Origin of the sequence: Peribacillus sp. S4 (assembly GCF_046715815.1) — a bacterium.
GTDB lineage: Bacteria > Bacillota > Bacilli > Bacillales > DSM-1321 > Peribacillus > Peribacillus frigoritolerans.
The window spans coordinates 2,355,810-2,369,305 of the sequence record NZ_CP175708.1 but is presented as its reverse complement, the minus strand read 5'-3'; the positions used below and the strand labels follow the sequence as shown (position 1 = coordinate 2,369,305).

The window sequence follows — 13,496 nt, the reverse complement described above, 5'->3', positions numbered from 1 at the left end:
GAAAAGTCCAACCCGGACTTTTCTTTTTTCACTTATTTATAGAGCAAGTAATTTTTGCGAACCTTTTTAAAGGCATCCTGCTTTACTTGATATTCTTTCAAGATTTCATTTACTGTTGAACCTTCTTTAATTCTAGACATTATCCAGCCATTGCCAATCAATAAATTGAAATTGTTGGCTGCAAGGAATTCGAAATCACCGGGATATAGATCCTGAATGGTCTTGATGATGTGAAGTCCAGTAGGGACAGCCTTGAACTGTTCTCTATCCGTTATATAAATTTCCACTCCGTGGCTTAGTTTACCTGCATGTTTTGAAAATGTAGGTGTAAAGGACGCTGCCCTGAATTTTACACCGGGTAACCTTAATGCATTTAATTTCCCAGCAAGCTCATCACCGTTTATATAAGGAGCACCTATCAACTCGAATGGTTTGGTCGTTCCTCTGCCTTCCGAGACATTCGTTCCCTCGATCAAGCCTGTAGCCGGATATACTAAAGTAGTGGAAACTGTCGGCATATTCGGTGACGGCAAGACAAAAGGGAGACCAGTATCGTCATAATCCATATCTCGCTTCCAGCCTTTCATCTTGATGACCTTGAGATCTGCTCCAATTTTAAATTCCTTATTGAACAAAGTCGCGAGTTCCCCAACCGTCATCCCATGCTTAAGCGGGATTGGATACAACCCAACAAACGATGAGAATTCAGGTTCAAGGACCGGCCCATCTACCGACTCTCCGCCTTGTGGGTTCGGCCGGTCCAGCACGATAAAGGGGATATCATTTTCTTTGGCTGCTTCCATTGCATAAGCCATCGTGTAGATATAAGTGTAATAGCGTGTTCCGACATCCTGGATATCAAAAACAAGGACCTCAACATCCTTTAACATTTCAGGTGTCGGTTTTTTCGTTTTACCATATAAACTATAAACGGGCAATCCTGTTTTTTCATCAATATAATATTCAACGCTTGCACCAGCTTGCGCATCTCCACGCACTCCATGTTCAGGACCAAATAAAGCCGTTAAATGAATATCCGGATCATCATGAAGGAGATCGACGATGCTGGTTAATTTAGAGTCGATGCCAGTTGGATTCGTAATCAAGCCGACTTTCTTTCCGCTTAAAACGTTCTTTTCTTCTTTTAAAAGAACTTCAATACCAGGATTGACCTTTTGTTTTTTCTTCTCTTTAACAGCAGTTACACTTTTTGAGGAAACGATGCCGAAACAAAGCATGCAAATGGCAAATAGGATTATCATTCTTTTCAAATTGCTTCTCTCCTTAATTTTTAATGGGTCTACCAGATTTAATATCTAATCCATATCCATATTTATAAAGGCTTTCAGAGGGCTTAGTTACTGAAGGTATATCGACCGGCAACGTGCCTTTTGGTCTTGATTCTCCAAAAATGGTCGAGATGCCTGCCGGGATATTCGGCTGTCTATAACGCCCATTCGAATACCCTTTAAACCCGTAAACAGCAAGAATCGCCTTCGCTTCTTCAAAGTTTGCAACATCATAAGGGTTTCTTAAACTCATTAAAACAAATTCTTTGTCTTTTTTCTTGGCATGATTCATGACCGCTCTAGGGAAGGCTGTTGCCCACTTCGACGAATCTTGAATGCTGTCATCTATCACTCCATCATTGACAGCCGGATCGTTTTTGACAATATAGGAACCAGTTATGACAAAATCCGATTCATCAATGAGTCTGGCCACTTGATCTGTAAATGACTTTCCTGAAAAACTCATACCCGTTATTTGGACTTTCTTTATTTTCTTTTTATCAGCTAATTCGCTGATGCTCCTGGACATGGATTCAACTTGGTCATCAAAAGGAGCAAGAATTAAAACTTTATCATTTTTCTTAGGTTTGAAAGGCAATGTTTTGTGTTCATTTTTCAATAGAGTGATGGCATCTTCCGCCATTTCCCTTTCTTTTTTCAAATGATCTTCGTTACCGACCACTTGAAGCGCGGTTTCGATTTTTTTATCTATCGGAGTATCTTCCGGGTTTAATATCCCTCTTTTCACTTTTAGTTCAAGTATCCTCGTTACAGATTGATTGACTTGATTTAGAGGAATTTCCCCGCTTGCCACTGCTACCTTCACTGCATTGAATACAGAGGTTAGATTCTTTTCCATTTGAAGCGAATTAACCTGTGCCGGCATCAAAGCAATATCAACACCAGATTTCAGGGCAAGGACCACAGCTTCTTCCTGTCCGAAGTTGTCCGCGATGGCTTTCATATTCAAAGCATCTGTAACCACAACACCGTCAAATCCCATTTCTTCACGTAATAGACCCGTGATGACCTTTTGTGACAGCGTTGCAGGAACCATAATTTCTTGACCGTCTTTTTTACTGATATAGGTAGTGTCATCGAATGCAGGAAATTGAACATGTGCAGTCATCATCATATCAACTCCAGCATCGATGGCTCTTTGGAAAGGAAGCAGCTCGATGGAGCGCAAACGCTCTTTATCATGAGAAACAAGGGGAAGACCATAATGACTGTCGACTGCTGTATCTCCATGGCCAGGGAAATGCTTGGTCGTCGCAATCATGTTCTGATTTTGCAATCCTTTTATCATCTGAATGCCAAGCTTTGATACAAGTTCCGGATCGGAACTGAAGGACCGAACGCCAATAACAGGATTTCCGGGATTATTATTGACATCGACAGACGGTCCGAAATTGACATTTATGCCAAGTGACGACAGTTCCTTGCCAATAATTTCTCCGGATTGATATGCGTAACTCTCTTGTCTGGCTGCACCAAGTGCCATATTACCAGGAAGGTTCGTTCCAGTTTGAAGGCGAGTTACGATTCCACCTTCCTGATCAATCGTTATGAACAGCGGAAGGTCCGGGCTTGCCATCTGTAAACCATCGGTGAGCCGAACCGTTTGTTCGGTATCGACTACATTCTCAGCAAACAGAATCACACCGCCCAGATGATATTTTTCGATGATGCTTGCAACTTCCGAGTTCATTTCAATAAATCCGGTCGCCTTTGTTTCTCCTTGTTTTTGCCAATTACGAAAATCCGGCATGAGCATTTGACCGACTTTTTCATCGATTGTCATGTTTTCTACGATTTCCTGTATATCTGAAACCGTTTTTTCATTCTCGTATCCCTTTGCCGTCGCATCCCCTCCCATAATGGACAAAACCAAACATAATGCGATTCCAGCTGGGGCACATATCCTTTTTATCATTCAGGCTTCCTCCCTTGTATTCTTTTTAGTTCTGTTAGCAACAATTCCAAACCACTGCCATGAAGGGGTAAAAATGAATGGAAATGAACTATAGATATCCTATAAAGAAATCAAGGCAGCATCGGGAATCCCAGCAGCCGCCTCTTTAAAAAGCCTTCATGAAATGTATCCATTTATCCCTGGATTCTTTGAGTCCAATTGTTTACTCAATTATAAGTTTTATTGTTTGACCAGGCTTTAGAAGGGACAGCAAGGGAATATCTTCTTCTATAACTCTTCCTATAACGTTGACTCGGTGGTCTGCCCCTAGGTCTCTTTTGCAAATCTGAACTTCTCCCCGATACCTTCCATAAGCATCATTGTCCATCGTTATGGATCCAAGGCTTCGTGCAGCTGTATTACTCGGCTCAACATTTGCGGTGACACGGGTATTCTGCAGCCGGAAAACATCTTGAGAAACATCTGGCCTCAATTTATACTGACCGCTTTGCAAAAGTCGGGATTCCATTCTAATAGTTAGAATGTTCAGATTTTCATACGCAGTTAGATTCTCAAGCAAATTACCCTCCGTTCCCTGATCTCCAACGTAAACTCCTTCCACATGCTGGATCAGCTCAATTCCGGCGGCGTAAGGATTCATCAACCTGTGTTTTTCAAGCGTTGGAAGACCCTCATGAAGAGGACCGCGTTTACTTCCTGCACCCGGGATGAAAGCAAAGATCGGTATGCCGTATTTCTTGAACATTCTATTTTGTTCATGAAAGAACTCTTCTTCAAGGCCCGTTTCAGGCCTTGGATAAAAGTTGTGCCAAGCTATGAGACTTTCCGGTTCCACTCCGCCCCCAAGCACGGCTAAAAGTTCATCCTCATTCAACGTACTTGCATTTAGTGAGAGTGAAAACACCTTAGATAAAGATATGACCGTTTCTTTATCGAACTCATCATCAAGGCGAATCCCTTTAATACCTAATGGCCATAAATCCGTAAATTTGTTAATCCCCAAATGATCAAGCGTATTTAATGAGACATCTGCATGGATTTCCATTCCATAGTCCTCTGCAAGCTTTAAAAGCCTGATCATCCTCTTCACGAGGTCCCCCTTTTCTTCAGGAATATGGAGCGAGGTAAATGCTCTCTTCACTCCCAGGTTAGCAGCATGTATAATTTGTGTTTCTGCAAGCGGGTCCTGTAGATAAAAAGAAATTCCGATCACTTAAATTCAACCGCCATTTCATCTTTAAATCCGAACAGATACGTAAAAATAAACCCTGCTATATAGGAAATGAACAACCCAGCAAGGAACAGTGCGATTTGGTTTGGATGAACTAGAAAGGTAAGCGGCAGTCCGGACACACCGATGGAAGAAGTGGCGATCCCGAATTGAGCTTGGAATGCTCCGCCTACTCCTGCACCTAAACATGCAGTTAAGAAGGGCCGGCCCAATGGCAGGGTCACTCCAAATATAAGGGGTTCACCAATACCTAGCATTCCTGAAGGAAGCCCTCCTCCGATAGCCCTCTTCAAACTTGCTTTCTTCGTTTTCATATAGATGGCAAATGCCGCTCCCACTTGGCCCGCGCCACCCATCGCCAAAATGGGAAGCAGTGGATCATCACCAATCGAATTTATCAATTCTAGATGGACAGGCGTTAAACCTTGATGTAAACCAGTAATGACGAGAGGGAGGAAGGCCGCCCCAAGCACGAATCCAGCTACAACACCGCCGAAATCCAATACATTCAATAACCCATTCGTAATGGCATCCGATAAAAACCCTCCTACCGGCATAAATACAATGTAAGTGACAATCCCGGTAATGAGTAAAGCGATGGTTGGCGTCAAAATGATATCCAGTGATTGGGGAATGAATTTCCTGACCTGTTTTTCCACCAAGGCTATGAAAATAGCTGCAAAGAGTACTCCGATCAACCCACCGCGGCCAGGGAGCAAATTTTCACCGAACAATGAAATGTCGCCGACGGCCGGATTTATGACCAAGATACCAGCAAGGGCACCAAGTGCAGGTGATCCGCCGTATTCTTTTGCAGCATTGGTCCCTACCAAAATCCCCAAGTAGGCAAACAAACCGGATCCGATAACGGTTAAAATGATGGCTAATTGTGATTCTGCTGCGAGCCAGCCCGCTTGAACGATTGCCTTTGTAATACCGGTAATCAAACCTGATGCCACTAAGGCGGGAATTAAAGGGATGAAAATACTTGCAATCCTGCGTAAAAAAAGTCTAAACGGTTTTGCGTTTTTCCTATCAATCTCTGATTTATTCTTCGAGGCCACTTCTTTTAAGTTCAAATCTCCAGAAGCTTCCCCCAGAAGCTTTTCAAATTCTGTATGAACCTTGTTCACCACGCCTGGCCCGAGAACGATTTGTATCGTTTCCTCTTCAATGACGCCAAAAACGCCTTCCGTATTTTTTATATCTTCCATTTTTACTTTCGAACGATCGATTGGCAATACCCTCAGTCTCGTCATACAATGTGCAGCATCGGCAACATTAGATGCCCCACCTAATTTCCCCAATAACTCTTCTGCTAAACTGGCGTACTTATCCCCCTTACCCATTCATAAGCCCCCTTTTTCAAATCTCGGATTAATCATTTATATTGATCTGTCATCGATTTAATGGCAGACCTGGTGTTATCAATATATTGGACAGTTTCTTCATACTGCTCTGAAGCCATCCCCAAAAACAAAATGTCAATCATATATAATTGCGCCAATCGTGAGGATGTTGCTGCACTTCGAAATGGTGCTTCATTCGAATAGGATGTAAACAATGTGGCATCACACAAAGAAGATACCGTTGTTTGGCCATAATGGGTCAGCCCGATTGTCTTGACCCCACGTTCCTTTGCCAGCTTCAATATATTGACAACTTCAGGTGTTTCCCCAGAGAATGAAATGGCAAAAACGATGTCATTCTCATCAGCATTTGCAATCAGGGTTGCAACTAAATGCATATCTGTAAAAGCCGTTGCTCCTTTATTGATGCGAAGTAATTTTTGCTGAGCATCCGCAGCAACTATATTCGAAGCACCCACACCGCAAAAGTGGACGGTTTTTGCATTCAGCATCAGCGTCATGGCATGTTTTAGATTATCATGATCGATTATTTCAGATGTGTCCCGGATGGTCTGAATCGAATTACTCGTTGTTTTCTCCACAATCCGGTACAGTGATTCGGAAGGCTCGATATCCCGGTAGCCCTGTTCAACCGTCTTCATCAAATCTCCGGCAATCCTTATTTTCAGGTCTTGATATCCCTTTATTCCAAGCGATTTACACAACCTAATAACAGCAGCCCCGCTTGTTTGGGCAGACGTACTTAATTCCTGTACAGTGCTGTTCACAACTTCATGAGGATTCTGCAGAATATATTCCGCTAGTTTTTGTTCTGATTGCGGCAGCTTGCTCAACATCGTCTGTATGATGGATAATCCTCCTGTAGCCATTGCTTCCCTCCTAATCTTCATAGATCGAGATGGCTTTTCTGACATCTCCATCCGCTTTTTCTAGTAACTCCATAGCTTTTTCATAATCTGTTGCCGTTTTTATCATGACAATCGCTGGCTTAACTTGATTATTTGCCTTTTCAAGCGTATTCAAAGCTTGATCGTAATCAGCATTCGTTACTGTTTCTATGATGTTTACTGCACGATCCTTCAGTTTTTGATTACTGACATTTACATCGACCATCAGATTTTCATAGACTTTGCCCAATCGGATCATTGTTGCCGTTGAAATCATATTGAGTACCATTTTATGTGCGGTTGCCGCTTTCATTCTCGTGGATCCTGTTAACACTTCCGGCCCGACCACCACTTCAATCCCTATATCAGCTTCTTTCGTGATGCTCGAGTTATTATTGCAGGATAAAGCGACCGCTTTAGCCCCGACCTTTCTTGCATAACGCAAAGCACCCTTCACATAAGGAGTGCGCCCGCTTGCCGCAATGCCAATAACCGTATCATTTGCTGTAAGCGCCACGTCAATCAGGTCACTTTCCCCAAACTCTTCTTTATCCTCTGCACCTTCAACAGCCCGAACAAATGCCTTTTCCCCTCCTGCGATTATTCCCAGCACCCTATCAGGCGGAGTGCTGAAAGTCGGGGGACATTCCACAGCATCCAGCACTCCGAGCCTTCCGCTCGTTCCTGCTCCGATGTATATGAGTCTCCCTCCTTTTTTTAACGATTCGCAAGCCCATTCAACTGCTTTTTCAATCTCTGGCAATACCTCCTGAACTGCTGCTGCCACTTTAAAATCTTCTTTATTGATTGCAGAAATGATGTCCATTGTAGTAACACTGTCGATATTCATCGTCTTTTCGTTCCGTAATTCAGTCGTTAATGAACGCAAATGTTCTTCCATAGACTATTTAATCCTCCTATAAACAATCACTTAAATATAATTTCATTTTTTAATAGAAAATAATGAAATTATATTTCATATTATATTCAATGATAGCGTTTTCATTACTCGGAGACAAGAGATTTTTGTAAAATTTGTTAACCAGCAATCTCCGTTCTTCAAAACTCGATGCTGGCGGACTTGCATCTATCCCTTTCAGAGTGGCTTAATTTACCCAAAGGAGCCTTCTATTTTTAGTGTGGATTTACTCAACAAAAAAAACGTGTACCGTCACCTTATTAGGAACGATACACGCAATTTTGCAAAATGCTAAACTAGTATACTACTACAGACCCGGTACACCTGTACTCCTTTACCCAGTTAACGGATCGGGACTACTTTCCCGTTTTCTACTGCACCGACGACAATAGTTGATGCAAATCCTCCATTTTTATCTATCGAGGGAATATCGTAAATTTTTTGATCTGGCCCTATATTTGAAAGCCCGTCTTGCATATGTTTACGGATGGCCTTGGCATCATCAACGCTGCCTGCTGATTTCATCGCTTCCACAAACGCATACATCGCGATATAATTCAATCCTACTTCGGAGCTTGGATCTTCCTTATAATTCTTTTGATATTTCTCGACGAATGCAGGCACTGCTTCTTCATCTGAGTCCATCAATGGCAGAACGCCAATCGAGCCTTCCAATGTTTCATATGAACCTGCAATCGGCTTCATTTGATCCAGCTTTGCTTGATCCATGATGATGAAACCGCCTTTAAATCCCAGCTCCCGAGCTTGCTTTGCCACTTTTGCCGTAGGTTCCGAAGCTCCACCGATGAATAGCACATCAGGATCTTTTTTCAAGGCATTTGTGACAATCGTAAAGAAATCGGTTTCTTTGGCGAAATCAATCGAAGAATTATAAACGACTTTTCCGCCTTGCTTTTTCCAATGTGGGAGCACGGCTTCCGTCCAGTCCTTACCGTATTGTGAAGATGTTGGCAAAGCGGCAATTTTCTTGCCGAAATGTTCCATCGCATATGTTGTAAAAGGCTCGATATACCCCTCGTAATTCGGTGGGATTCGAACAGTTAATGAATTTCCGCTCTCGGTCACTGCCGGTTCACTCGTATATGCACCAATGATGAATTCCTCTTGTTCATTAAAAACCTGAAGTGCCAGCACGCCTCCGCTGTGAGGCGTGAATATGATCGGCGTATCATATTCCTGAATTAAACGTTTAGCATTCGACCCTGTTTCATTAGGTAAGTATTTATCGTCCAACGATACTAAGTTCAACGTGTATTTCTTACCATCTACTTCAAAACCACCAGCATCATTAATTTCATTGACGGCCATTTCGACACCATTCAATGTCCGTTTCCCATATAACGCTGCTGCCCCGCTTAAAGGACCGCTAAAACCGATGTTTACGACATTGTCATTTTTTCCTTTACTGCCACTGCTGGACACAGGGCTATCCCCTTTATTGCACCCGGTCAAAACAGTGATGGTTAGTAGGAGAAAGACAAATAATACTTTCAGTTTTTTCATAAAAATCCCCCATTCAATTTATTCAGGCCCCAATATACGCTTTCCTTACTTCATCATTGGCTAATAACTCACTTGCTGTCCCTTGAACGACAATTTCCCCATTTTCAAAAACATATCCTTTATCTGCAATGCTTAGGGCAGCATTCGCGTTTTGTTCAGCAAGTAGAACCGTGATTCCTTCGCGGTTTATTTCTTCAATGACTTGAAACATTTGTTCGACAATGAGTGGAGCGAGTCCCACCGATGGCTCATCAAGCATCAACAATTTCGGTTTTGACATCAAAGCCCTTCCAATTGCGAGCATTTGCTGTTGGCCGCCGCTCAGGCTTCCCGCTTCATCATGATGCTTTTCTTTTAAAATCGGGAATAAGTGATAGACGTATTCCAAGGAATCCTTGATCTCCGCTTTTTTCTTTCGATGCACATAGGCACCCATCCGCAGATTTTCCTGAACGGTCATCTGTGGAAACAGTTTACGTCCTTCGGCACACTGAACGATCCCCTCCCGAACATTCTTATCCGGGGCACGGCCCCCTATCGGCATGCCTTGAAAATGGATTTCCCCCTTGGAAAGCTTACTGATTCCGCTTATGGAACGAAAAGTCGTGCTTTTTCCTGCCCCATTAGCTCCTAGCAAAACAACGATTTCTCCCTCAGCAACTTCGATATTCACATGGTTTATCGCAGTGAAACTTCCATAATTCACGGCGACATCTGTTAACTTAAGCACTGGCACTCCCTCCCAAATAGGCTTTAATGACCGCTTCATTTCCGCGGATTTCCTTAGGAGTGCCCTCGGCAATTTTTTCTCCGTAATTAAGGACCATGATGTGGTCTGCCAAGTTCATGATCATATGCATTTTGTGCTCGATTAAACAAACGGTCAGTCCTGAGCGATTCAATTTTTTAATCAGTTCTGTCAAGCCTTCCGTTTCATCCGGGTTGATTCCCGCAGCAGGTTCATCAAGAAAGATGATTTCCGGTTCTGTCGCTAGGGCTAGGGCAATGGCTGTCCGTTTCTTTTCCTCCTGTGAGATGTTCGAGACCATTCTGTCAGCCGATTCCGTTAATCCGACAATATCAAGCACCTCCATAGCCTTATCCCTGCAAGCCGCTTCCTCCCGTTTTAAACGTTTTGTTCTTAGAATGGCATCCACCAAATTGGATTTTGTTCGCAGTCTATGACCGACAATGACATTATCCAACACGGTCGATTGATCGAAAAGGCTTGTCGTTTGAAAGGTTCTTGAAATTCCGAGCCCCGCAATTTCATTGGCAGGAAGTTTGGTGATATCAATCCCTTTAAAAAGGACCGTCCCGGAAGTCGGTCGATGAAAGCCACTGATCAAGTTAAAAAAAGTGGATTTCCCTGCACCATTTGGCCCGATTATTGCATTGATTCTACCTTTTTCAATTGAAAAATCCACATTATTGACGGCCGCCAATCCTCCGAAACGCTTTGTCAAATTCTTAGTTTCGATTAGCAAATTCATCCCTCCTCAGCTTTTATGTGCAATTCGCCCCTAACCCCGGACAGCGCATTATCTTTTCGCTTTCTTTGCCAATCAAAGAAGGCCCCTGCGATTCCGCGCGGATAAAAGATAATAATCACCGTAAGTAATGGTCCGAATATCAACATTCGATATTCTTGAAGGAATTGCAGATTCTGCGACAGGATTACTAATAATAATGTTCCTACCAATGGACCTGAAAGTGTGCCGATTCCACCAACCAATAAATACATCAATAGATCGAACATGATGGCGGTTGATCCGATATCAGGTCCAATGAAACGGATGAATGAAGCATACAAGGCACCTGCCAAACCTGCGAAGAATGTGGATAGGACAAATGCGGTTAACTTATTCTTCATTGTGGATATACCAATTGTTTGTGCAAGGTCCTCGCTGTTCCTGATGGCCATATACGTTCTGCCGGTCAACGAGCGTATAATTCGATACACGATTAAAATCACTGCAAGCAGGAAAATGAGAACTAGATAATATTGGGATGCTGCAGTATCGAATGTGATCGGCCCTATATTCCCAGGAGCAGGGATCCCGATCAATCCCCTAACCCCCTCTGTAAGTCCCTCCCATTTATCGATCACCAGATAAATGATGTAACCCACACATAGGGTATAAATCGCGAAAAAGTGTTCCTTTGTCCTTAGCGCAATCAAACCGATTAAAAACCCAATGGCACATGTGATTAAACATGCACATATTAGTGCCAGCCAAAAGTTCATTCCCGCTTTTACTGTGAGCAGGCCAAGAGAATACGCTCCAATCGCAAAAAATCCAGCATGTGCAAGCGAGAGATACCCAGTATAGCCTGATAATAAATTGATTCCATAAACAGCTATCGCCCAGATGAACGAAAGTGTCAGCATATGGAGATAATAATCGTTTTGCGCGATATAGGGGAATGAAAAAGCAAAGACGATAAGAGCGATAATCCCATTTCTTTTCGTTAATATCCTCACACTACCTCTCCCCCTTTGCAAAAAGACCTGTTGGTTTCACCGTTAATATGATGACTAAAAGTATGAATGCAATGATGTCTTTATAATCATTTGAAATATAAGTTGCACCCAGGCTCTCACTGAAACCTAGGATATATCCACCTACGATCGCCCCCGGGATGCTGCCCATCCCACCCAATATGATTATGACGAAGGCTTTTAGGATGACTAAATGCCCCATCCCGGGAAAAACAAGATTAATCGGTGATGCAAGGGATGAAGCGATGGCTGCTAATCCCCCCGATATCATGAAGGTAAGCATCGCGACTTTATTAATGTTAATTCCTACTAATGACGCCCCTTCACGGCTTTGGGACATTGCAATTATCGTCGAACCGGCATAAGTTTTCTTTAGGAAAAGGTAAAGTAAAACCATCACTGCGATAGCTGACACGATGATCAATAATCGCTGAAGTGTGAACGTCAGTCCCAGGATATTGACGACTTGACCATATGGAGAAGTCATAGTATGGAAGTCGGCACCCCAGACAAATTGGGCAAAAGCTTCAAGAAAAAGGAGAATGCCGATGGCTGCAATCTTATCGTGCAACGGAGGTGCCTCCCTTAACAGGCGGAACACGAAACGTTCCAAAAGGACTCCCAACAAACCAACAACGATAATGGATACGAACATGGCCATCCAGTAATTGACCCCATATAATGTCATCATTGACAACGTGATATATCCTCCCAACATATATAGGGCACCGTGTGCAAAGTTCGGAATATGCAAAATTCCATATACTAGCGTCAATCCCAGTGCAACGAGACTATATACGCTGCCAATCGTCAAACCATTAAAAAGCTGCTGGATCAAAATTTCCATTTATTTCCCCCTTGAAAATTAATGAACTTCACTTTGCTGTTCCTGGCTCACAATCCTGGCCATATTTTAAAAGCACACATCTGTATTAAAAAACATTTTCACATACTCTCCCATAGCATCAACATCTTGGGAATGGCCAATAAGCTTTAATTCCCTTTATTCTCCGCCTATAGAAATAGCTTAGGCACTCCTTGTTAGCGCTTTCATTTTTTCGTGCGTAACGATCGTGCAGACAAGCTGTATTTAGGGAAAGCCAATGATTCCATTTTCTGTTTGGTTTATACATGGTGGCCGTCTGGTTTTTTCACCCCTTTCACCTCGCACCTTCCATAGGAGAATCATTCCGCAGAATAATTTCCAGATTAATTTCCAGATCCAGATTAATTTCCAGATAATAATGCAAGTGCCGTGCCAAACATTAAATCACCTTCAATAAGGCTATTAACCAGTCTGTGAATTCATTATTGAATTGTAAAATCTCAAAAGTATCGGTTCCATACGGGATGTCCTTCATTCACTATTGACTGAAAAAATCATTTCTGAATCAAAAAAAATTAAAATGGAAAGGAACCAAAAAATCCCGTTTATAACTTCCATCATTTCACATATTAGCAGGCGGGTAATAATGTAAAAAAACACTACCTAAGAACCAATAATTTTCAAAGGTAATAAAGCCCGTCATCCCCCAAAAACGTGTAAATATAATTAGGAATTCAGTCAAAAAGACAGCACCTCCAATTTTGGATAATTTCCAAAATTGGAGGTGCTGCTCATACTTACCTATCATTTACACGACCTCGATATTTTTTAAGTTTCTTCACAATTGTTGCATGAGGAATCAAGCGCTTCTCCAATTTCATGGTAATTTGGTAGGTTTAAGCCGCTTTCGTCAAGATTTCCTTATTTGCTTTTACCACGGAGATCAGCTAGTAAATTATTGTTAATCCTCAAATCTCTTACCGATCGAATGGTCACGCATTCATAATGTCT

Annotated in this window: 11 protein-coding genes; all 11 read right to left on the bottom strand. The window is 42.4% G+C overall.

Going from position 1 to position 13,496, the window contains the following annotated elements; genetic code table 11:
- Positions 1-32: 32 nt before the first annotated feature.
- A complete protein-coding gene (locus tag ACJ9PY_RS11320; RefSeq protein WP_411740262.1) occupies positions 33-1,238 on the bottom strand; it encodes an exo-beta-N-acetylmuramidase NamZ domain-containing protein in 1,206 nt (401 codons plus the stop codon).
- Between the two features lie 46 nt (positions 1,239-1,284).
- A complete protein-coding gene (locus ACJ9PY_RS11315) occupies positions 1,285-3,225 on the bottom strand; it encodes a glycoside hydrolase family 3 N-terminal domain-containing protein (RefSeq protein WP_411740031.1) in 1,941 nt (646 codons plus the stop codon).
- A 202-nt stretch (positions 3,226-3,427) separates the two neighbouring features.
- Positions 3,428-4,438 (bottom strand): MupG family TIM beta-alpha barrel fold protein, encoded by a 1,011-nt coding sequence (locus ACJ9PY_RS11310; protein ID WP_403189842.1) that lies wholly within the window; start codon positions 4,436-4,438, stop codon positions 3,428-3,430.
- Positions 4,435-5,805 carry a PTS transporter subunit EIIC gene (locus ACJ9PY_RS11305; protein WP_057277790.1) on the bottom strand — a complete coding sequence of 457 codons (1,371 nt, stop codon included), beginning with the start codon at positions 5,803-5,805 and terminating at the stop codon, positions 4,435-4,437. The genes ACJ9PY_RS11310 and ACJ9PY_RS11305 overlap by 4 nt, the downstream gene beginning before the upstream one ends.
- 32 nt (positions 5,806-5,837) lie before the next feature.
- Entirely contained in the window at positions 5,838-6,695 is an 858-nt protein-coding gene (locus tag ACJ9PY_RS11300) for a MurR/RpiR family transcriptional regulator (RefSeq protein ID WP_411740030.1), read from the bottom strand.
- A 10-nt stretch (positions 6,696-6,705) separates the two neighbouring features.
- On the bottom strand, positions 6,706-7,614 hold the full coding sequence (gene murQ / locus ACJ9PY_RS11295; RefSeq protein ID WP_411740028.1) for an N-acetylmuramic acid 6-phosphate etherase: 909 nt from the start codon (positions 7,612-7,614) through the stop codon (positions 6,706-6,708).
- 360 nt (positions 7,615-7,974) lie between these two features.
- On the bottom strand, positions 7,975-9,156 hold the full coding sequence (locus ACJ9PY_RS11290; protein WP_063576369.1) for an ABC transporter substrate-binding protein: 1,182 nt from the start codon (positions 9,154-9,156) through the stop codon (positions 7,975-7,977).
- Between the two features lie 22 nt (positions 9,157-9,178).
- On the bottom strand, positions 9,179-9,886 hold the full coding sequence (locus tag ACJ9PY_RS11285) for an ABC transporter ATP-binding protein (protein WP_063576370.1): 708 nt from the start codon (positions 9,884-9,886) through the stop codon (positions 9,179-9,181).
- The gene (locus tag ACJ9PY_RS11280) at positions 9,879-10,649 is read right to left on the bottom strand and encodes an ABC transporter ATP-binding protein (RefSeq protein WP_222619765.1); all 771 of its coding nucleotides are present in this window, start codon (positions 10,647-10,649) and stop codon (positions 9,879-9,881) included. Before ACJ9PY_RS11280 ends, ACJ9PY_RS11285 begins: the two co-directional genes overlap by 8 nt.
- A complete protein-coding gene (locus ACJ9PY_RS11275) occupies positions 10,646-11,614 on the bottom strand; it encodes a branched-chain amino acid ABC transporter permease (protein ID WP_231892262.1) in 969 nt (322 codons plus the stop codon). The genes ACJ9PY_RS11280 and ACJ9PY_RS11275 overlap by 4 nt, the downstream gene beginning before the upstream one ends.
- A 28-nt stretch (positions 11,615-11,642) precedes the next feature.
- A complete protein-coding gene (locus ACJ9PY_RS11270) occupies positions 11,643-12,506 on the bottom strand; it encodes a branched-chain amino acid ABC transporter permease (protein WP_034312368.1) in 864 nt (287 codons plus the stop codon).
- Positions 12,507-13,496: the final 990 nt, after the last annotated feature.